Genomic DNA, 20,096 nt, shown 5'->3' on the forward strand with positions numbered 1-20,096 from the left:
GCCATCCCTCGCCTTCGCGCGATTCGCGAGCATCGCGGGGGATGGCGCAGTCCTGCGTGAAGAGCCGCCCATAGCGACGCGAGGCCATGTCCCGCCACAGGTCGTTGCCCGCTCCGCGACGCCGCTCACCGGCCCGCTGGAAAGGAGTCGTAGCCCCACACCTCGACGATGTCCGGCAACCGAGTCTCCGATCCGATCAGAGCTCCGCGCGCGTCACGGTTCGATCAGGCCGGCTCGGATGGCATAGCGGGTGAGGTCAAGGCGGTCGCGCATGCCGAGCTTGTGGAGCATGTTCGCCCGGTGCCGTTCGACCGTCTTGACGCTGATGAACAGCGCTTCGCCGATCTCCTTGGAGGAGTGCCCCTCTGCGACGAGCTTGAGTACTTCCTCCTCGCGGACGGTGAGGACCTGTTCCGGCACACCCTCACCGCGCCGGGCGCGGTCCAGGTAGTCGCGAATCAGAGCGGTGACCGCGCCCGGGTAGAGGAAGGGCTCACCACGCATCGCCGCGCGGCAGGCTTCCACCAGATCGCGGTCGGCAACCGACTTGAGGACGTAGCCGGAAGCTCCGGATCTGAGCGCCTGGAAGAAGTACTGCACGTCGTCGTACATCGAGAGCATCAGAATCCGCAGGTCGGGAAGGAGAACGGACAACTCACGGGCCGCTTGCAGCCCGGTCATCCGTGGCATCGCGACGTCGAGAATGGCCAGGTCGACGGGCTGGCGCTGGGCTGCGGCGATCGCTTCCGCGCCGTCACCGGCCTCGGCGACGACGGTCAGGTCGGGTTCGCCGTCGAGGATGAGCCGCACTCCGCGGCGTACCAGCGCGTGGTCGTCGGCGAGCAGGATGCGGATGGGTGTCTGCTCCCGCATCGTCATCCGCCTTCGCGGGCGATCGGTACGGAGAGGTTCACCTGGACGCCGCCCTCGGGAGAGGTCTCGAGGTCGAGGATCGCGCCGATCAGCAAGGCACGCTCGCGCATCCCGCGGATCCCGGCTCCCTCGTGGGCGAGCCCGATCCCGCGGCCGTCATCACAGATTTTCAGCCGGACGACCTCACCGGATCGGCAAAGGCGCAGTGCGACCTCGGTGGCGTCGGCGTGACGGGCCACGTTGGTGAGACTCTCCTGGGCGACCCGGTAGAGCACCAGTTCTGTTTGCTTGTCCAATTCGGGCAGGTCGGGGTCGAAGCTGCGGTGCACCGCAAGCCCCGTGTGGGTGGACAGATCGATGGCCAGCGTGGTCAAGGCGCTGATCAGCCCGAGATCGTCCAGTACGCCGGGACGCAGTCGCCGCGCGAGTCGGCGTACGTCGTCCAGGCTCCCGCGCGTGGTCTCCTGGGCGTGCTGCAAATCCGTGCGGAGGGCCGGATCCTGGGTGTGGTCAGCGGCACGCTTCAGCTCGAGCAGTACCGCGGTCATGCTCTGCCCGACCTCGTCGTGGAGTTCCTGGGCGATGCGGCGCCGCTCGCCCTCCTGGGCCGACAGGGCTCGAGCGCTGCTGGTGGCACGCTCGTTCTCCAGCCGGTCGAGCATGTCGTTGAACGCCCGGACCAGGTCCGGGACACCGCCGTGGCCGTCCACCGACAGGCGCTGCCCCGGGCGGAGCAGATCGACCGTGGCCATCCGCCGGGTCACCCGCTCCAACGGTGCCAGGCCGATGCGCAGCAATGCGGCGTTGGCCACCAACATCACCCCCAGGCCGACGATCAGAACGACAGCCTCCGTCAGAGCCACCGGTACCGACACGGTCACCGGTGCCCACAGTAGCAACGCCGTGGCCGCGCCTAGCACCACCGCATTGAGTCCGAAGATCCGCCAGAACAACGCCATCGCTCGTCGCCTTTCTCCATCACAGCTATGCCCACTATCCGCCCTCTTCGGCGCAGTCCGGGACGGGTTTGCGGTCCGGCTGGAACCGGACGGGCCGTCAGTCTTCGCCTGGAAGGCTGGGATGGCGCTGGGCTGCGACCAAGGCGAGGCCGGCGCCACGGACAGCGGCGTTGTGCGGCGCGGGAGCCGGCCACACCGGGGCGAGCAGCCGTTTTGACAGCCGGTACGTGATCTCCGGACGCAGCGCACCGCCTCCGATGAGCAGCGGCCCACGGTCCAGGGCATCGACGACTTGCGCACCGCAGTCGAGGCGGAGGAGTTGGGTCACCGCTCCGACGATCGACTGCACGAGCTCAGCAAGGCCAGTGGTGGCGCCAAGATCGGAAGTTCCCACCTCGAACCGACTGGCCTCCGTTACGCCCCCGTCCACCAGGAGACCCACCTCCGTCAGGTCGGCTCCGATGTCCACCACCAGCAGTGGCCGGGTCAAGTCGGCGCCTGCTCCGAGTGCGGCGGCTTTCACACTCTCGATGGTCACGACGGTGCGCGCGTCGAGAACTTCCAGCGCCGCGAGGGCCACGCTGCGGTTCAGTTCGGTGCAGCGGAGTGGGGTGGTCAAGACCACGATCGAGTACTGACCAAGGCCGGCCGCCGGGCCGAGAAGTTGATCGAGGCACCGAGTGGCACCCTGCAGGTCGACCACGACGCCTCGCTGCACCGGCCGACAGCCATCGCCCGCGCCTGCCGGGGTGACCGTGGGTGCATCGACCAGCAGGCCACAGTCCGGCATCCACGCCCGGGTGCGGGCGCTGCCCAGGTCGATCGCGATGCCGGACGATCGGCGGGTGGCTGACCATGCGCCGCGCCGCCGTTGCGGGAGCATCCTTGCCAGCGGTGTCACGAGACTGTCTCTTTGAGTTGGTGGCATGGGCCGCAGTAGCGGGCGTGCGGCAGGATGCGCAGTCTCTGCAGGGGAATGGGCTGGTCGCAGAGGTGGCAGTTGCCGTAGTGGCCGGTGTCGATCCGGCCAAGCGCGGCGTCGACCTCGCTGAGGACCACTTTGGCGGCGGTCGCGAGCACGGTCAGTACCTCTACGCGGGCCATTGTGTGCTCGTCGCGGGGCAGGTCGCCGTCGCTTGGCCAGACTTCTGCGAGGTTGTTCAGTTGCTCGCGACGGAACGTGCGCTCGTCAAGAAGGGCGGCCCGCAAAGCCATCGCGTCATCGGGAGCCAGTTGCCCTTCGTCGATAGTGGCGAACGTGTAGCTCAACACATCACACCCTCTACATAAGACTGATCATTCGGGCAGGCGATCGACAGGTCAGGTAGCGCGCTGCTGGCAGCTGACGCAGTAGCGCACGTAGGGCAGGATCTCCAGCCGCTCGACCGGAATGCGACCGTCGCAGTCCAGGCACGTGCCGTAGGAGCCGTCGGCGACGCGATCTTCGGCTGCGCCGATCTCGGTCAGCACCCGCCGGATGGCGGCCGTTTGAGCCGTCATGAGCTCCTTGTCGGCGACGGCCGCGCCGTCTTCGATCGCGCGCAACTGGGTGAGGCGCGAGCTGCGTTCGTGTCCCAGGCGCTGACGAGCCTCGTGCACGGTCATGTTCGGGGAGCGGGCCACGGTGGTCACTGAAGGTGCGTCCTCTCACGGACACGGAAGTGAAGGTCGATGCCGACGCGGCCGCGTGTTCGCTAGCCGTTGCCTCAGATGTGTGTCCTGCATCAACCATCCGCGACACGGCCCGTCACGACCATGGGGGCCAACACCCATTTATGGCCGAGCCCAGGCTGTGTCTCCCCTTGGCAGGAGCGGTTTCTGCGCCGGAACGGAGTCGCCGACGGCCGAGAGCTGTTGTATCAGTGGGTTTGCGGGTCCGGTATCACTGCGGGAATCAGCAATTCGATCGCGCGATCCATCCACCCGTCGCGCGGCGAGCCGAATCTGAGGACCTCTGCAAGGTAGGTCCCGACCAGTACGCCGAGCACCGTGTCGGGGTCGGTGCGCGCCTGGAGCCGGCCCGCCTTGATGTCGACGGTCATCAGTTCGGCCAGCAAACTCAACCGCTCGGCCAGTCGTGCGCGGACAGCGGCGGTGAACTCGGGATCGCTGTTGGAGATGACCGCGGCGGTGGCGCCGGGGCCGAGTCGGTTCGCCAGGATGTCGCTGATCCTGTCGAGAACCCACCGCAGCTTCTCGTTGACCGGGAGATCGGGTGCCACGGGTGCCGGGTCGATCAGTTGCTTCAGGACCGCTTCCATCAGTTCGTGTCGGCTGCGATATCGACGGTAGATCGTCGTCCGGGCCACGCCCGATCGGGCCGCGACCGAATCGATGCTCACCGCCTCGGGGCCCTTCGCGCGAAGCAACTCGCGGGCCGTTTGGAGGATCCGCTGGTCGGTCGACTCGAGGCGGGGCCGGCCGCGTCCCGATGTGCTCTGAGTCATGGGCCCAGTTTGCCGGGAATATCTCACCATCCAATTACGCTACATCATGTGTAGCGATAAATTGACACTGCCACACGAAGGGGAAGCAGATGGTCAGCCTGGAGGCGTTGAGCGCAAGCGACAACATCCTTCTGATGATGCTCGGGGTGACGGTGTTCATCGTCACTGTCCGAGTCGTCGCGCGGGAGCACCGGATCAAGAGGCGAGCCTCAACCAGGCCGCCGGCGACTGTCTCCCGGTCGAAGCTCCACCGCCGATGGCTTCCAAGTGCGGATCCAACCGAACGACTACTGGAGGAGTAATGGAAAAGATAGTGGTTGGCATCGACGGCAGTGAGCCGGCACAGCGAGGACTCGAGTGGGCTGTGGCGGAGGCCTCAGTGCGTGGCGCACGTCTCGTCGTGGTACATGCTTGGCAGCCGTCCGCCGCCGTGATGTCGCCGGTCGGCGCTACCCTGGCCGACCCCGCCTCGCTCGCCGACTCAGCACGATCGACACTTGCCGATTCCGTAGCATCGGTAGACCAGACCGGCCTCGCGATCGCGCCTGAACAGGTGCTCGTCCAAGGCCCCGCTGCGCCGGCCCTGATCGACGCCGCGCGCGGCAGTTCGCTGCTCGTCGTCGGTTCACGCGGAAGAGGTGGCTTCACCGGGCTCCTGCTCGGCTCCGTCAGCCAGCAAATCGCTCAACATGCGACTGTGCCCGTAGTAATCGTTCCCCCGCTGATGACGAACTCTCAAGCGGAGGCATCCGATCACGACCGCGATTCCGCGAAGGTGGATCGCGCCCCGGCCCACTGATACATCCACCTGCCGGGCAATGATCGAAACCGGCGGGATGAGGTCCTGGCCCCCACTCGCCACATCAGAACCCACCTCCCAAGCGAGATGTACTTCTTCTCGCGTGCTGCACTGAATGCACGCCGAAGCCATCATCCGCCGTGGCTTCAAGGTCGCGGTCGCCAAGATCGATCGGATCAGTTGAGCGCGATGGGCGCTGACAGCATCGAGATTGGGCGGTGCGGCACATGGCAGCTCGAGCTGGCCGATCGACCGCTTTCTGAGAGCCGGATACTTCGGCTTCGCGCGACCGATCCGCCCGAGACGCCGGCCCTCGGGGCGAAAGGTGCGGACTTCCAGGTCGGGAGGTTGACGCTGCGGATGCCGGCCTCGACGCCTTGCCGGCGAATGGCGGACACAACTCCTTCTGGAGCGAAGGGAAGTGGTCCGTGCAGCTCGTGTACTGGAAGACGATGGCGGAGGCGGCCGGCAAACCGATCGTGGTCTGGCAGATCCCGGTCGGCATGCGACAGAACAACACCCCGTACCACTATCAGGACGACAAGGTGGACTGGCTGTTCTCGCACCTGGACCGGGTCGCGAACGCCCATGTCGCGGCTCTGCTGTTCGGCCAGGGATCGGACAAATCGACCACGATCGAAACCGACGGCGGCAACCTGTTCGCGAAGACGATCGCCTACCGAAACCCCGGTGGCACGCGGCCCGCTACGTCTACGACCACCTCGCGCCAGAAGTCACTCGGGATAGCTCGGGCACCACCGAAATGTTGCTCTAGGCAAGTTTTCGGTCCATCGCACGAGCGTGTCAGGCTGATTGCGCCGCCGGACTGCTTGCCGCTCCGGGAGGGTCGCGCTCGGCGGGCGGCGTGGAACAGGGCCGGTCGCATCCTGACCGCCTCGCCCTCACCGCAGGCGAACATCGCCAACAACGGCATCGTGACAAAGTTGAGTCTCCGATGGCTTGACTAGTTCAGTGAAAGAACCCGTCGCACTTCAGCTCGAAGCGCGCACCGCCGGCCATGCCCTGCTGCCCGGGCAGTCGGTCAACTGCCCGGGCAAGCTCCAATCCGACCGGCCCGAGAAGATCGGGCGCCAGTTCACCAAGGCAGCCAATGTTGCCCGGCGCAAGTAGGTGGCATTACAACTCCACCCGCCACGCTGCACTGCATCTCGCTGCAGGAATCGGCACTAATAGCGGCAGAGAACCTTGCTGATCCCGTCGCCGGTCGCGCCTGGCTGCTGACTCAGCAGTAGACGTAGCGGGCGGCGACCTTGGTGACGTCGGTGCGGCCCCAGAGAACTCCGTACGACCATTCGCTGTCGCGGCCGGTTTGATTGACTTTCTGACCGTCATATACATAGCCCAAGCCGACACCGTACTTGACCTGGTAGAACATGATGGGCTGGCCCGGCTGCCCGTGAATGGTGCAGGTCACGTAGTCGACCGTGGCCGGCGCGGCCTCAGTGAGCGGGGTCGCATTGGCGACTCCTGCCGGCAGAAGCGCGACGGAGGCCAGGGCAGCTGCGGCAACGGCAGCGCGCCCAAGTGTCCGGGAAGTTTTCGACCTATACACGGGAACTCCTCAATTTGTTGGTGACAACGGACGAAGTCCATCGGCTCCACCGAAGCGGATCAACCCTTTCCAGCCCCATGGAATCGAGCCTTCGCGCGAGCCCGAAACAACGTGGGTGCGGCAGTCAAGCCGGAGCCACCAATCCCTGCGACTTGAGATGCTCAGTGAAATCAGAGAGAACTGCTGGAGGTCGGAGTCGATAGCGGAGCAGCTTGAGATCGTGTACACCCGCGCTGGGGAGACCCTGCTCACGGGCACGCGGGTCAGTGATGGATTGCAGCGGGTACTGGGCGCCCGCCACTGGCGATGGGGCGGCTTCCTCAATGGATGGGAGATCACGTCGTCTCTCGAAAGGCAACTCAAGGTGGCTGCTGTGAAGGCCACCGCGGATGCACTCAGGCGTCTGGGATACGCGGAGTCGGTGAGGAAGTGGCTGCGCCGGTTGGTCGAGTCCGAACGCGAGTGTTGGCGCGGCATCTGTGAGCAACTTGCGGCCAACGGAACGTCCTACTCGTCCGTGACCATCCGCAAGGGCGATTTGTTAAGGATCAGCGGTCGCTGGCACGAGGTCGTACGGGCGAAACGTCGTCAGTCCGTTGCTCGTTTGGGATTCGCCGGGCTTGCGGATGAGGCCTTCGCCCTTGATGCGGACGATGGTGTGGGTGATGTCGACGGTGCCTGCGTCGAGGTCGACTTGGGACCAGAGGACGGCGAGGGATTCGCTGATGCGGACGCCGGTGCCGAGCATGAAGGTGACCAGGTCGGCTTGGACGGCTGTTTCGTCGGTTTCCAGTTGCTTGCGGAGGAGCGTGATCTCCTCGGCGCTGATAGCTCGTGCGGGTTTCTTGGCTGTGTGTTCGATGCTTTCGACTTCGCGGACTGGGTTGACGGTGATGGCGCCGTAGCGGACGGCGAGTCGCATCGTGCCGGAGATGATGGCTCGGCAGGTTTGGCTGTTGGGGGGCGGCGTTCTTCTTGATCTTGGAGATCACGGTGTCGACGCGGGGTGTGGTTGCTTCGCCGATGCGGAGTTCGCCGAGGGCGGGGCGGATGTGGTTCTTGATGGCACGCAGGTACGTGTTGAGGGAGGTGGGGGAGCGGGTTCCGTCGGCGATCTGATCCTTGAACTTGGTGATCCAGAGGTCGAGGAGGTGGTTGATCTTGTGCATGGCGGTGAGCTCAGCGCCATGGCCGGTCTTGGCGCGGTCCTGGAGTTTCTTGAGCAGGGCACGCTCGGCGGTGGTCGCGGTTTTGCCGTAGGCGGTCACGTCTCGGACTTGGCCGTCGTGGTCGCGGAAGTTGGTCTTCGCGCGGACGCTCGCGGGCTTGCCGTTGTCGTCGGTCTTCATGACCTTGGTGGAGATCCGTCCCCAGGAGCCGATGGGCAGCGGTGGTCTCGGCATCTCAAGCCTCCAACCTGTTCGATGGTTGGCTGCTCAACGCCTGGCTCGGAGGAAGATCCAGCTCCGGGAGAATGAGGCGAAACGATGTGAGGTGACACACAGTCACGATCAGGTTAAGGCGTGGGGAAAAGCATGGGCATCCGCAGAGGAGGTCGGCGGAGGGTGCGGGGTCGGTCGCTGCCAGCTCAGTGAGGAGCGACGTCCGGCAAAGAGGGTCGTAAAAGGGTTGTGAACAACACAAAGGCCCGAGAACAGATTGCGATGTCTGCTCGGGCCTCGATGTTGGTGCGCCGCCAGGGACTCGAACCCCGAACCCGCTGATTAAGAGTCAGCTGCTCTGCCAATTGAGCTAGCGGCGCATGTTCTGTTGTGCTTGCGAACGAAGAGGATCGTAGCAGGGGTTTTGGGTGGAAGTGAAATCGGTATGTCAGGGGCGGAGGTCGAGGACGGCCATGGCTGCGTTGTGGCCGGCGATGCCGCTGACGGCGCCGCCTCGGCGGGCGCCGGAGCCGCAGATGAGGAGGTTGGCCACGTCGGTTTCTACGCCCCAGCGGCCGGCCTGTGAGTCGTCCTCGGCCCAGGGCCATTGGAGGTCGCCGTGGAAGATGTGGCCGCCGGGCATGCCGACGGATTCTTCGATGTCGACAGGGGTTTTGGCTTCGATGCAGAGGTTGCCGTCGGAGTCGCGGGCGATGCAGGGCTCCAGGGGCTCGGCCAGGTAGGACTCCAGGCCGGCCAGTACCCGGCGTACGGACTCGGAGCGGGCCATGTCGTTGTCGTCGGCAAACAAGCGGGTGGGGAAGTGGACGCCGAAGACGGTGAGGGTTTGGTGGCCTGAGGCAACCAATTCGGGGCTGAGGATGGACGGGTCGGTGAGGGAGTGGCAGTAGACCTCTGAGGGCGGTACCGAGGGCAGTGAGCCGCCGGCCGCCGACTGGTACGCCGTCTCGAGCTGGCTGTAGTCCTCGTCGATGTGGAAGGTGCCCGCGAAGGCCCGCGTCGGGTCGTCGCCGGAGCGCAGTTGGGGGAGCCGGGAGAGCAGCAGGTTGATCTTGAGCTGCGACCCCTCGGGCTTCGCGGCGACCGGCTGACCACGAAGCCCGGCCAAAACAGTAGGAGCCACATTGGCGAGTACGTAGGAACAATCCACCGACCGCTCTCCGTCACCGCCCATCCAGGTCACGGCCCCGCGGGTGCCGTCGGCCTCCACCGACGTCACGGAGGCGTTCACGACGACAGAGGCGCCAGCACGCCGGGCAGCGTTGGCCAGTGCGTCCGTCACGGCGCCCATGCCGCCAACAGGCACGCGCCACTCGCCGGTGCCGTTGCCGATCAGGTGGTAGAGGAAGCAGCGGTTCTGGATCAGCGACTCGTCGTGCAGCCCGGCGAAGGTGCCGATCACCGCGTCGGTCGCCACCACGCCCCGTACGGTGTCGTCCGCGAAGCGCTGCTCCACGACCTCACCGAAGGGCCGCTCGACCAGCGCCTCCCACAGTGCGGGGTCCACCTGCTTGCGGAGCGCCGCAGCCGACGGGAGCGGCCCCAGCAGAGTCGGCGCGACCACACCGGCCAGCGACGCGACGGAGTCGTAGAAGGACGTCCAGGCCTCGTACTCCGAATCGCCACCAGTCAACGCCGCAAAGGAAGCCCGGGTCGAAGCCCCCTCCGGCCGCTCGACCATCAACCCCAGATCGCGCCCATCCCGGCGTACCGGCGTGTATGACGCCACCGACCGCGACCGGAGCTCCACCCCGAGTCCAAGGTCCGCCACGATCTTGTCGGGCAGCAGGCTGACCAGGTACGAGTACCGCGACAGCCGAGCATCTACGCCTGGGAACACCTGCTGGCTGACCGCTGCGCCGCCCGTATGCCCCTGCTGCTCGAGTACGAGCGTGCTGAGCCCGGCACCGGCCAGGTACGAAGCCGCGACGAGGCCGTTGTGGCCACCGCCGACGATCACGACGTCGTAGAAGTTCTTCATCAGACCGGCCAATCCAGTTCGCGGTACGCGGCGTCCCAGAACATCCACTCGTACCTGGTGGTCGTGGAGAAGTGCCGGTGGCAACGGTCGCGTTCGCCCGGGCCCACCTCGGCGCCGAGCCGGTCTGTCACCGCCAGTACAGACTCTACGACTGCATCGAACTCTTCGGACCCGTATGCCGCGATCCACTCGGCGTAGACCGGGTCCGGCGAGGAGTGCTTCAGCAGCTCCCGGCCGACCTCGCGATAGATCCAGTAGCAAGGCAGTACGGTCGCCACCGCCTCGGCGTACGTACCGGTCGCGCAGACGGCGGTCAGATAGGACATGTACGCCGTAGTGGTAGGCCCGGACCCTGCGGAGTCGACGTCGGCGGAGGTGAGGCCCAGTGAGCCCAGGAGCGAGCTGTGGAGCTCCTGCTCGACCGCGATCGCGTCTGCGGCGTGCCGGGCGAACATGCTGACCGCGTCCTCGTCCACCGCCCGGGCGGCGACCAGGGCGAGTGCACGGGAGTACGAGCGCAGGTAGTGGCTGTCCTGCACGATGAAGTAGCGGAAGGCGCTGTGCGGCAGCGTGCCGTCGGTCAGCCCGGTGATGAAGGGGTGCCGGACGATCCCGGCGTACACCTCGGCGGCACCGGATGCCCACAGCTCCTTGGAAAACGTCATCCCCAGCTCCTCAAGCTCGACTGCCGCCGACCCTAGCCGCACGCGTGTCAGGTCTTACACGACGAATGTCACTTACCGGCCTTACCCTGACGCAATGACGACCCAGGGGGATCACTCGACCAGCGCCGCCGACACCCAGGTGGCGATGCCTCCGGACACCGCGTTGCTGAGCCGGATCCGGGCTTCGGTGATCGGTGACGACCAGGTGATGCCGGGTCCTTACGGGCCGCGCCGGGTCACGTACGCCGACTACACCGCGTCCGGCCGGGCGCTGGGCTTCCTCGAGGACTTCATCCGCGAGGAGGTGCTGCCCCGGTACGCGAACACGCACACCGAGTCGAGCGGTACCGGCCTGCAGACCACCCGGTTGCGTGAGGACGCCCGCAAGATCATCCACGACAGCGTCGGCGGTGACGACGAGACCGCGGTGATCTTCTGCGGCTCCGGCGCGACCGGCGCGATCGACAAGCTGATCGGCGTACTGGGGCTGCGCATCCCGGCCCAGCTGGATGACGAGTACCACCTGACCGACACGATCCCGCCGGAGCAGCGGCCGGTCGTCTTCATCGGCCCGTACGAGCACCACTCGAACGAGCTGCCCTGGCGCGAGTCGATCGCCGACGTGGTGGTGATCGGCCAGGACCAGGACGGGCACATCGACATCCCGCAGCTGGAGAACCAGCTGGTGCGGTACGCGGATCGGCCGCTGAAGATCGGCTCGTTCTCAGCCGCCAGCAACGTCACCGGCATCGTCAGCAACACCCACCGGGTCTCCGCGCTGCTGCACCGACACGACGCCCTGTCGTTCTGGGACTTCGCCGCCGCAGCGCCGTACGTCGAGATCGACATGTACGGCGGTCGCGATGCGGATCCGCTGGCCTACAAGGACGCGATCTTCCTCAGCCCGCACAAGTTCATCGGCGGACCCGGTACGCCGGGAGTGCTGGTGGCCCGTCGTGAGCTGCTGTGCAACCGCGTCCCCGACGTACCGGGTGGCGGCACCGTCGCCTTCGTGAACCCGACTGAGCATCGCTACCTGGACGACCCGATCCACCGCGAGGAGGGCGGCACGCCGGCGATCATCGAGTCGATCCGGGCCGGCCTGGTCTTCCAGCTCAAGCAAGCGGTCGGCATCGAGGTCATCCGGGCGCACGAGGATGCGTACCTGCGGCGCGCCGTCGAGGCCTGGCGTGACGAGCCGGCGATCGAGATCCTAGGCAACCTGGACGCCGAGCGGCTGTCGATCGTGTCGTTCGTGCTCAAGGCGCCGTCGGGCCGGTACCTGCACCACAACTTCGTCGTCGCGCTGCTGAACGACCTGTTCGGGATCCAATCCCGGGGCGGCTGTTCGTGCGCGGGCCCGTACGGACACACGCTGCTCGGCATCGACCTGGCGCGCTCGGCCGAGTTCGCTGAGGAGATCGTGCACGGCTGCGAAGGGATCAAGCCCGGCTGGGTCCGGGTCAACTTCAACTACTTCATCTCCGAGGCGGTCTTCGAGTACGTCGTCGCCGCGGTGAAGCTGGTCGCCGAGGAGGGTTGGCGGCTACTGGGCGACTACCGCTTCAACCCGGCCACCGGGCTCTGGAAGCACTACCGCGGCCCGGTCGAGCCGCCCATGCGGCTGTCCCAGGTCGGGTACGACGCCGACGGTCAGCTCCGGTATCCCCGCCACGACGACAAGGCTCCCGAGTCCGCCCTGGTCGGCTACCTGGCTGAGGCCCGTGCGCTGCTCTCGGCCTGTCAGCAGAAGGACCAGGAGACAGAGGCCAGCGTCAACGAGGACTTCGACCACCTCAGGTGGTTCGACCTCCCCGCTGGTTGCGTTACGAAGTAGCGGTCCGCAGCGCCTGCTCGTACTCCCCGTCAGCGCCCATCGTCCACGGCACCCCGTTGAGGAGCAGGGGTCGCCCGGCGATGGGCGCTTTCGCCGTCGCCAGTACGGAATCGGTCTTCAAGTGGCAGCCGCTGCGGTAGATCCGCTGGGTGACCCGTACTGCGATTGCCCCGCCGCCCTCGGCGTACGTGACCACCTGCGGCTCCTGCGCACATCCAGTTGGCGTAGCCACGATCAGTACGACCTGCTGTGGATTCCCTTTGACAGCCTGTACTTCGAGAACGCCGACCGCCACAGGTCGACGCGCGGCCGAAGGGCTCGAGACTGCTTGCGGCTCCGGCGCCGGCTTCTCCTCGGGTGCCGAGGACCCGAACACCTTCGACAACACGAACACGGTGAAGGCGAGCATCCCGACCAAGAAGGTCACCACGACGGCGATCCCGTACCCGAACCACGCACTGCCCGACGCTTTCACGCCTTGGATCCTCCCATGGACACCGGGCAAAACGACGAAGGCGACCCGGCCCGTGAAGTACACGGAATCGGATCGCCTTCCTGCAAAGGGTGAGTAACGGGACTTGAACCCGCGGCCCCCTGGACCACAACCAGGTGCTCTACCAGCTGAGCTATACCCACCATGTTTCAGCCGCCTGTATCAGCGCGACTGGAGAATCATAGCGATGAAGGTCAGGAACCAGAAATCGGGGTGCTGACCAACGACGCGGCCGCCTTCGCGGTTTCCGTGTCCGGGCCGGGCAGCGGGACGAAGACGGTCTGCCGGTAGTAGCGGAGCTCGGCGATCGACTCGGTGATGTCGGCCAGCGCGCGGTGGTTGCCGTTCTTGGCCGGTGTCGCGTAGTACACCCGCGGGTACCAGCGGCGGACGAGTTCCTTGATCGAGCTGACGTCGACGTTGCGGTAGTGCAGGTGGGACTCGACCTTGGGCATGTCGCGGACCAGGAAGGTGCGGTCGGTACCGACCGAGTTGCCGGCCAGCGCCGCCTTGCGCGGCTCCTTGACGTAGCCGGAGATGAAGTCGAGGACCTGCTGTTCGGCGTCGGCGAGCTCGATGCCGTTCGGCAGTTCGTCGAGCAGGCCGGAGCCGGTGTGCATGTCGCGGACGAAGTCGCCCATCTGCTCCAGCGCAGCCGGAGGTGGTGCGATCACCAGGTCGATCCCGTCTCCGAGCACGTTGAGTTCGTAGTCGGTGACGAGCACGGCGACCTCGATCAGGGCATCCTTTTCGAGATCGAGTCCGGTCATCTCACAGTCGATCCACACCAGCCGGTCGTTCATGGGCACCCACCTTAGCCGTCCCAGGACCGCTGTCCCGCCGATACCGGGCAAACCTCCCGTAGAGATCCGGGCAACACTGTTGCGGCTGCGCTACTGACAGTGTTGTCCTGTTCTACGTACTCGGCGGAGTGCACACGGGGACACGGAGGTGGGGCTATGGAGGGGACCGTCGCGCGGCCGCGGCTGACCAAGCTGCTCAGTGAGGGCGCTCGCCGCCGCTTGCTGACGGTGGTGGCCGATGCCGGGTTCGGCAAGTCCACTCTGCTCAGCGATTGGGCTGCTGAGCGTCCCTGCGCCTGGTACACCGTCCGCGCCGAGGACCGCTCGCTGGCTGCCATGGTCACCGGCCTGGTCGACGCGCTGCGCCGCCAGGTGCCGGCACTGTCCGCTGTGCTCGCCGCTGAGCTCCAGGGACCGCGCGGCCCCGACGCTGATGCCGAGCAGGGCACCAGAGCTCTCGCGTACGCCGCTTCGCTCGCCGATGCGCTCGAGCAGAACCTCAGTGGTGACGTCGTGCTCGTGCTGGACGACCTGCATGAGCTCAACCCCGGTGACCCGGCAACTAAGTTGATCGAGGGGCTGGTGCGGGTGGCGCCGCCCTCACTGCATCTCGTGGTCGCATCTCGGACGGCTATGCCCTTCGGGATCGATCGACTGCGTGGCAGAGGCCAGGTACTGGAGATCTACGCGACAGCACTGGCTTTCACCGTTCAGGAGACCCGCGCCGTGCTCGACGTAGTACTGGGCGAAGGGGCTGAGGAGCTTGCTGAGCCGTTGCAGGCCGCAGTACAGGGGTGGCCTGCTGCTGTGCGGCTGGCTGTCGAGGCGCTGCGGACAGTACCGGCCTCGGAGCGGCAGGGGCGGCTGCGGAGAGCCCTGCGGTCGGATGGACCGCTCTATGACTACCTGGCCGAAGAGGTCTTCGCAGCAGAGCCAGCATCGGTACGCCGGTTGGTTGCCGCGGTGGCCGTATTGCCCAGGTTCACCGCCGAGCTCTGCCAAGCGATAGGCCTCACGGAGAACGCGGAAACCCTGCAGCAGTTGCGTACTAGAGGTCTACTCGTCTCCGCCGGCGAGGTGGACGGCTACGAGCTCAACCCGCTCGTCCGGGACTTCGCCCTCGACAGGTTGTCAGCAGATGAGATCGGGATGGCCGAGCTGACACTGCAAGCAGGGCAGTGGTTCGAGTCCGTCGGAGACCAGCGAGACGCTCTGGCCTGCTACCAGGCAGTGGATTCGGGCCACGTCGCACGGATGCTCACCCACCGCGGGCATGCCATGGTCAATGGCGGCATGGCGGAAACAGTGGTCGTAGCAGTCAGCTCGCTGCCGGACCAGCTACGGGATGCCGCGATGGATCAGCTGGAAGGTGAGGCACGGCAAGTACTCGGCGACTGGCAGGGCGCGGAGAGGTGCTTCGACCGGATCATCGAGCCCGAGGGAGAGATCCCCGTCGGCATCGCGTGGCGGCTCGGGCTGATCCATCATCTGCGCGGCAGAACCGATGTAGCGGTGGCGATGTACCGCAGGGGCCAGATCGACGGGCAGCACCCGGCGGACGAGGCGTTGTTGCAAGCATGGTGGGCTGGAGCGCACTGGCTGCGCGGCGAGTTCGACGAATGCCGGGAGCTCGTCGCAGCGGCGGAGATCTGCGCCAAGGTGTCCGCGGACGACCGTGCGATGGCCATCGTCCACACGGTGCTGGCGATGCTGGCCGCTGTCGACAGCGACCCGCGCGGCAACGCGTCCCACTACCTGCGCGCCTTGGAGCATGCGGAGCGAGCAGGCGATCTCCTGCAGGCGATCCGGATCAGGGTCAACCGCGGATCACATCATGTTGCTGAAGGCGACTACACGTTGGGGCTCGACGAGCTGGAGATCGCACTGGAGCTGGCGGATCGCGCGGGCTTCGCCGTGTTCCGGGCACTCGCCCTCAACAACCGGGGCGAGGCGCTGCTGCGGCTCGGCAGGCTGGACGAGGCCATTGGCGAGCTGGAGGCGTCCCGAGCGCTCTACCAGAAGTTGGAGTCCAAGCGGGTGGCTCAGCCGCTTGCCGTGCTGGGCGAGGTCTACCGCGAGAGGGGGGACAGGGCGATGGCCAGAGCGTGCTACGAGGAAGCAATCGCGATGGCGGACGACACCAAGGACATGCAGTCGCTGGTACCGTCCCTGGCTGGTCTTGCCCGGGTGCTGGCGGTCGAGGAGCCCGAGCGGGCGGCGGAGCTGGCCGAGATCGCCAGGCAGGCCGTGGCCTACGGTCCGGTCCCTGGGCTGTCAGGTGCGCTCGTCGCGTTGGGCTGGGTGACTCTGCAGGCAGGCAACAAGGCGGACGCGGCGGCAGCTGCTGAAGAGTCGGCCGCGCTCTGCCGTCGGCGCCGTGACCGGGCCGGGCTGGCCGATGCGCTCGAGCTGTACGCGGCTGCTGACGGTGGCGAGGTACTGCACGAAGTACTGAACATCCGGCACGAGTTGGGCGATCCGCTGGGACAGGCACGTGCGGAGTTGATGCTGGCCCAGCGTACGCAGGGTGCTGAGGGGCGAGAGCTCGCATTGCGAGCCCACCAGCAGTTCCTGGCCGCGGGAGCTACTCGCTATGCGGCAGCGGCTCTGGCTGCTAGCCAGCAGACAGGGCCGGCTCCGGTGCGCATCGAGTGCCTGGGCGGCTTCCGTGTACTACGAGATGGCAAAGCCGTCCAGCTAGGCGAGTGGCCGTCCAAGAAGGCCCGCGACCTCCTCAAGATCCTGGTAGCCCGCCGATGCCGCCCTGTCGCCCGCGTACAGCTACTGGACCTGCTCTGGCCGGACCAAGGCGAATCAGTCGCATCGCCGAGACTGTCCGTCGCACTGTCGACCGTGCGCTCCGTACTGGACCCAGAGAAGCGCTACCCGCCCGACCGCTTCGTAGGCGCCGACCGCGCGACCATCTGGCTCGACGGCGACCAGACCTCGGTAGATGTCGAAGGCTTCCTCCACGACGCCCGGTCCGGCCTGGATGGCAACAGCATGCCCCTCCTGCGCGCGGCTGAGGCGGGGTACAGCGGGGACTTCCTCGAGGAGGACGTGTACGCCGACTGGGCCGCCGGGATGCGTGAAGAGGCCAGGGCGCTCTATGTCCGGGTGGCTCGGGTGCTGGCCGAGCGGGGGAAGGGCGACCCCGATGCGGCCGCCGGGTACCTGCTGCGGATCCTCCAGCGCGACCAGTACGACGAGCGGGCTCACCTGGGCCTAGTGACCGCCTTCCAGGCGAGCGGAGCCCATGGAGAGGCCAGGCGGGCGTACCGGACCTACATCCAGCGGATGGCCGAGCTAGAGGTCGAACCAGCCCCCTACCCGGCGGTGCCCGCGCGGGTTGCTGCGTCGGCCTTTAAGGCTGTCTGAAGGTTCGTCCGCACCATCTACTCATGGCAGCTCCGGTACACAATGCGGACGTGACCTGCGAGTTCGGGGTCGCAGGCGACGAGCAGCACGGCTTCCACTCGGGCCGTGACTACCGCGCGGCCCCCGGTACGCCGATCAGGGCCACTATGGCCGGGGTCGTTGTCCGGGTGTCGGCTGATCAGGTCGTGGTCGAGTCGAATGCCATCTGGCATCTCTACGACCATCTGGCCGGGCCGGAGGTACGCCAGGGCGACACGGTGGAGACAGGGGATCGCCTTGGCGTGGCTGCCGGCCCACACCTGCATTACGAGGAGCGCGTCACGCCGTACGGGACCGGTGATCACCGGAACCCACGGTTCGACCTGCATCCGAACACCAGGCTTCGGGCGTAACGGGAGGGAATCAAGGGAGGGGCAGCGAATGGTGATGTCGAGCGGGCCGGCCGTGGAGGGAGCAGCCGAGCCGCTCGGCACTACCGTTAGCGGAATGATCGCTACCAGGTTCGCCACTGACCGGCTGGCCATGCTGCCGTTGCGGGTCGAGTACGCCGTGGCGATGGCTCCTGTGCTTGCGGATCCGGGGCTGTACACATTCACCGGTGGTGAGCCACCGACGGCCAAGGCGCTCGACGAGCGGTACCGGCGGCAGGTGGCGGGTCCGGGGCGTCCGGGGGAGTCGTGGCTCAACTGGGTGATCAGCGCCACGCAGTACGACGAGCTGGTCGGCTACGTGCAGGCCACCGTGCTCGGTGACGAGGCGGAGATCGCCTGGGTGCTGGGGACGGCCTGGCAAGGCCAGGGCTATGCCAAGGAGGCCGCCGTCGGTCTCGTCGCCTGGCTGAAGGGTCATGGGGCGAGCCGGATCATCGCTCACGTTCACCCCGACCACACCGCCTCCGCAGGGGTCGCCTCCGCCGCGGGCCTCCACCGAACCGATCAGGTGGACGACGGCGAAAACCTCTGGGTCAGCTAACAAAGAACGAGCCCGGCCGAAGAATCGGCCGGGCTCGCTCAAGCGGTGGTTCAGACCGGGCGGACGTTCTCCGCCTGCGGGCCCTTCGGGCCCTGGGTCAGGTCGAACTCGACCTTCTGGTTCTCATCGAGCGAACGGTAGCCGTCCGCCGCGATCGCCGAGTAGTGCACGAAGACGTCGGCGCCGCCACCGTCCTGAGAAATGAAGCCGAAGCCCTTTTCACCGTTGAACCACTTCACTGTTCCGCTGGCCATGATCTGCTCCTTGTGTGGGGCGGGTAACAGGTCCCGACGGTCGTCGGTCCCCTGGTTGCCGAACGAGCCCTCCCACACCGGACCGAGGCCCAGAAATGAGAAAACGCCCTGCGGATCACAAATCCGCGGGCGTTTCAAAAACGAACGGGGAACTGCAAAACTGCAACCGTCAGAAACGGTAGCACACCGTGGCCGCGCGCACCCGACATGGCCACCCGGCAATTTCACCAGGATCCGCGATGGTCCGGCACGAGCAGGGTGAACGGGATGATCAGTAGCAGTACCGCGGCGAAGACGACGAAGCTGTGCGCCTGGGCAAGTCCGCCGTTGCCGGCGTGGGCAAGCAGGGTGGTCGTCACGGAGACCGCGACGATCCCGCCCGACTGACGGAACATGCCGCGCAATCCGGCGATCGCCGAGATCTGATCGGGAGCAAGTTGCAAACTCGCGTTGTTGGAGGCGGGGATCGACAGGCCCATCCCGACGCCGGTGATCCCCGCGGCGAGAGCCAGCCATCCGTACGGCGTAAGGCCGTGTGGTGCCAGCGCCATCACAGTCATCCCGCCCGCGACCAGCAGGAAGCCACCGATCATGGGTGCTCGATAGCCCGTACGCCGGAGCGCGAACACGGCCAGCCCGGCGACGCAGATCATCCCGACGGCTCTTGCCGTGAGCAACGTCCCGGCCTGCAGCGGCTGGATGCCGTACCGCGATTCGGCGTACAGGGGTACCAGCGCGCCGAAGCCCAGGACGGCCGCGCCGAAGAGGAAGTTGATCGCGTTCATCGCGCCGAAGCCGCGGCCGCGGAGCAGGGTGATCGGGATGAACGGCGCCGCGTTCCGGTTCGCGTGCCGGACGAAGAGGAAACCGAGGGTGACCGCTATCACCTCGGCGGCGATGAACAGCGGATCCGTTACCGAAGCTCCGCTACTGCCCAGCGAGGTGATCCCGTACATCCCGAACAGGATCGTCAACGCCAGCAGGGCCGCGCCGGCGGTATCGACGCGACCGGCCGGTTTGGGCGTGCTGCGAGGGATGAAGCGGGCCCCGAGCGCGATCAGCAGCACGCCGATCGGCACGTTGACGATGAAGATCTCCCGCCAGGACCAGTACGTGACGATGACGCCGCCGATGATCGGGCCGAGGATGCCGCCGATCGGGAAGATCGAGGTGAACATGCCGATCGCCCGGTCCCGCTCGCGGCCGAACTGCTCGGCGACGATGCCGGTCGCGGTCGGCATGAACGCGCCGCCGCCGATCGCCTGGAAGGCGCGGAAGACGACCAGCAGGTAGATGTTGTCGGCCAGGCTGCAGCACAGCGAGGCGACTGTGAACAGCACCGCGGCGCCGAGGAAGACCCGTTTACGCCCGAACTGGTCACCGAGCCGGCCGGCCAGCGGCATCACGATGATCTGGCCGAGGGCGTAGATGGTGATCGTCCAGCCGCTCCAGTTCAGCTCCGCGTGCAGGTCGCCGCGGATGGCGTTGAGCGCGGTCGCCACTATGGTCTGATCGATCGAGACCATCAACAGGGCGATCGCGACGATGCCGAAGACCAGCCGCCGGTGGGCCAGCGGTTCGTCCGCGGCCGGGTCGGCGGTCAGCTCTGCTGAACTCGACGGTTCCATCGATGAACAGACTACATTGCTTGCCAGCAGG

At 66.6% G+C, this 20,096-nt stretch carries 22 protein-coding genes and 2 tRNA genes; 8 read left to right on the forward strand and 16 right to left on the reverse strand.

All coding sequences use genetic code 11. The features are described from left to right. Positions 1–213: 213 nt before the first annotated feature. The 6 genes from OHA70_RS23055 to OHA70_RS23080 all read right to left on the reverse strand — a co-directional run bounded on the left by OHA70_RS23055 (position 214) and on the right by OHA70_RS23080 (position 4,279). A complete protein-coding gene (locus OHA70_RS23055) occupies positions 214–873 on the reverse strand; it encodes a response regulator transcription factor (protein WP_328320935.1) in 660 nt (219 codons plus the stop codon). Positions 874–875: 2 nt separating this feature from the next. After that, the gene (locus OHA70_RS23060) at positions 876–1,832 is read right to left on the reverse strand and encodes a HAMP domain-containing sensor histidine kinase (RefSeq protein ID WP_328320937.1); all 957 of its coding nucleotides are present in this window, start codon (positions 1,830–1,832) and stop codon (positions 876–878) included. Positions 1,833–1,929: 97 nt separating this feature from the next. Further along, a complete protein-coding gene (locus tag OHA70_RS23065; protein ID WP_328320939.1) occupies positions 1,930–2,760 on the reverse strand; it encodes a rod shape-determining protein in 831 nt (276 codons plus the stop codon). Further along, complete coding sequence (locus tag OHA70_RS23070) at positions 2,730–3,101, reverse strand: TraR/DksA family transcriptional regulator (protein ID WP_328320941.1); 372 nt, start codon at positions 3,099–3,101, stop codon at positions 2,730–2,732. The genes OHA70_RS23065 and OHA70_RS23070 overlap by 31 nt, the downstream gene beginning before the upstream one ends. Before the next feature lie 51 nt (positions 3,102–3,152). After that, positions 3,153–3,464, reverse strand: coding sequence for a TraR/DksA family transcriptional regulator (locus OHA70_RS23075; protein ID WP_328320943.1), 312 nt, complete (start codon positions 3,462–3,464; stop codon positions 3,153–3,155). A gap of 227 nt (positions 3,465–3,691) precedes the next feature. Continuing rightward, the gene (locus OHA70_RS23080; protein WP_328320945.1) at positions 3,692–4,279 is read right to left on the reverse strand and encodes a TetR/AcrR family transcriptional regulator; all 588 of its coding nucleotides are present in this window, start codon (positions 4,277–4,279) and stop codon (positions 3,692–3,694) included. Between the two features lie 89 nt (positions 4,280–4,368). Here OHA70_RS23080 and OHA70_RS23085 point away from each other — a divergent pair, with 89 nt between their 5' ends. The 4 genes from OHA70_RS23085 to OHA70_RS23100 all read left to right on the forward strand — a co-directional run bounded on the left by OHA70_RS23085 (position 4,369) and on the right by OHA70_RS23100 (position 6,209). Continuing rightward, complete coding sequence (locus OHA70_RS23085; RefSeq protein ID WP_328320947.1) at positions 4,369–4,581, forward strand: hypothetical protein; 213 nt, start codon at positions 4,369–4,371, stop codon at positions 4,579–4,581. Then, positions 4,581–5,078, forward strand: coding sequence for a universal stress protein (locus OHA70_RS23090; protein ID WP_328320949.1), 498 nt, complete (start codon positions 4,581–4,583; stop codon positions 5,076–5,078). Before OHA70_RS23085 ends, OHA70_RS23090 begins: the two co-directional genes overlap by 1 nt. 428 nt (positions 5,079–5,506) lie before the next feature. Continuing rightward, complete coding sequence (locus OHA70_RS23095; protein WP_328320951.1) at positions 5,507–6,046, forward strand: hypothetical protein; 540 nt, start codon at positions 5,507–5,509, stop codon at positions 6,044–6,046. A 4-nt stretch (positions 6,047–6,050) separates the two neighbouring features. Further along, on the forward strand, positions 6,051–6,209 hold the full coding sequence (locus tag OHA70_RS23100; protein ID WP_328320953.1) for a hypothetical protein: 159 nt from the start codon (positions 6,051–6,053) through the stop codon (positions 6,207–6,209). A 112-nt stretch (positions 6,210–6,321) separates the two neighbouring features. Here the strand turns inward: OHA70_RS23100 and OHA70_RS23105 are convergent, their stop codons facing one another. From OHA70_RS23105 to tenA, 5 genes are all read right to left on the reverse strand, one after another. Further along, on the reverse strand, positions 6,322–6,651 hold the full coding sequence (locus OHA70_RS23105; RefSeq protein ID WP_328320955.1) for a hypothetical protein: 330 nt from the start codon (positions 6,649–6,651) through the stop codon (positions 6,322–6,324). A gap of 548 nt (positions 6,652–7,199) precedes the next feature. Then, the gene (locus OHA70_RS23110; protein ID WP_442913910.1) at positions 7,200–7,703 is read right to left on the reverse strand and encodes a hypothetical protein; all 504 of its coding nucleotides are present in this window, start codon (positions 7,701–7,703) and stop codon (positions 7,200–7,202) included. Between the two features lie 634 nt (positions 7,704–8,337). Continuing rightward, positions 8,338–8,413, reverse strand: a tRNA-Lys gene (locus OHA70_RS23120). A gap of 68 nt (positions 8,414–8,481) precedes the next feature. After that, on the reverse strand, positions 8,482–10,035 hold the full coding sequence (locus OHA70_RS23125) for a phytoene desaturase family protein (RefSeq protein WP_328320961.1): 1,554 nt from the start codon (positions 10,033–10,035) through the stop codon (positions 8,482–8,484). Then, complete coding sequence (gene tenA, locus OHA70_RS23130) at positions 10,035–10,700, reverse strand: thiaminase II (protein WP_328320963.1); 666 nt, start codon at positions 10,698–10,700, stop codon at positions 10,035–10,037. Before tenA ends, OHA70_RS23125 begins: the two co-directional genes overlap by 1 nt. A 94-nt stretch (positions 10,701–10,794) precedes the next feature. On the opposite strand from tenA, the gene OHA70_RS23135 reads away from it, so the two are divergent. After that, the gene (locus OHA70_RS23135) at positions 10,795–12,537 is read left to right on the forward strand and encodes an aminotransferase class V-fold PLP-dependent enzyme (RefSeq protein ID WP_328320965.1); all 1,743 of its coding nucleotides are present in this window, start codon (positions 10,795–10,797) and stop codon (positions 12,535–12,537) included. On the opposite strand, the gene OHA70_RS23140 is transcribed toward OHA70_RS23135, so the two are convergent. The 3 genes from OHA70_RS23140 to orn form a co-directional block, all read right to left on the reverse strand. Next, positions 12,527–13,012, reverse strand: a complete 486-nt coding sequence (locus OHA70_RS23140) for a hypothetical protein (RefSeq protein ID WP_328320967.1) — start codon at positions 13,010–13,012, stop codon at positions 12,527–12,529. The two genes, OHA70_RS23135 and OHA70_RS23140, sit on opposite strands and share 11 nt — an antisense overlap. Before the next feature lie 88 nt (positions 13,013–13,100). Continuing rightward, positions 13,101–13,173: transfer RNA gene (locus OHA70_RS23145), tRNA-His, on the reverse strand. Positions 13,174–13,224: 51 nt separating this feature from the next. Continuing rightward, entirely contained in the window at positions 13,225–13,833 is a 609-nt protein-coding gene (orn, locus tag OHA70_RS23150; RefSeq protein WP_328320969.1) for an oligoribonuclease, read from the reverse strand. Between the two features lie 156 nt (positions 13,834–13,989). On the opposite strand from orn, the gene OHA70_RS23155 reads away from it, so the two are divergent. The 3 genes from OHA70_RS23155 (at position 13,990) to OHA70_RS23165 (ending at position 18,183) form a co-directional block, all read left to right on the forward strand. Beyond that, positions 13,990–17,211, forward strand: coding sequence for a tetratricopeptide repeat protein (locus OHA70_RS23155; RefSeq protein WP_328320971.1), 3,222 nt, complete (start codon positions 13,990–13,992; stop codon positions 17,209–17,211). Between the two features lie 23 nt (positions 17,212–17,234). After that, a complete protein-coding gene (locus OHA70_RS23160) occupies positions 17,235–17,603 on the forward strand; it encodes a M23 family metallopeptidase (protein WP_328320973.1) in 369 nt (122 codons plus the stop codon). A 94-nt stretch (positions 17,604–17,697) separates the two neighbouring features. Continuing rightward, the gene (locus OHA70_RS23165) at positions 17,698–18,183 is read left to right on the forward strand and encodes a GNAT family N-acetyltransferase (protein ID WP_328320975.1); all 486 of its coding nucleotides are present in this window, start codon (positions 17,698–17,700) and stop codon (positions 18,181–18,183) included. A gap of 50 nt (positions 18,184–18,233) precedes the next feature. On the opposite strand, the gene OHA70_RS23170 is transcribed toward OHA70_RS23165, so the two are convergent. Both OHA70_RS23170 and OHA70_RS23175 read right to left on the reverse strand, forming a co-directional pair. Beyond that, on the reverse strand, positions 18,234–18,437 hold the full coding sequence (locus OHA70_RS23170) for a cold-shock protein (protein ID WP_026163488.1): 204 nt from the start codon (positions 18,435–18,437) through the stop codon (positions 18,234–18,236). A 224-nt stretch (positions 18,438–18,661) separates the two neighbouring features. Then, positions 18,662–20,065: an MFS transporter gene (locus OHA70_RS23175; RefSeq protein WP_328320982.1), complete on the reverse strand. Its 1,404-nt coding sequence runs from the start codon at positions 20,063–20,065 to the stop codon at positions 18,662–18,664. Between the last annotated feature and the right edge of the window lie 31 nt (positions 20,066–20,096).

The organism is Kribbella sp. NBC_00382, from assembly GCF_036067295.1.
Classification (GTDB): Bacteria; Actinomycetota; Actinomycetes; order Propionibacteriales; family Kribbellaceae; genus Kribbella.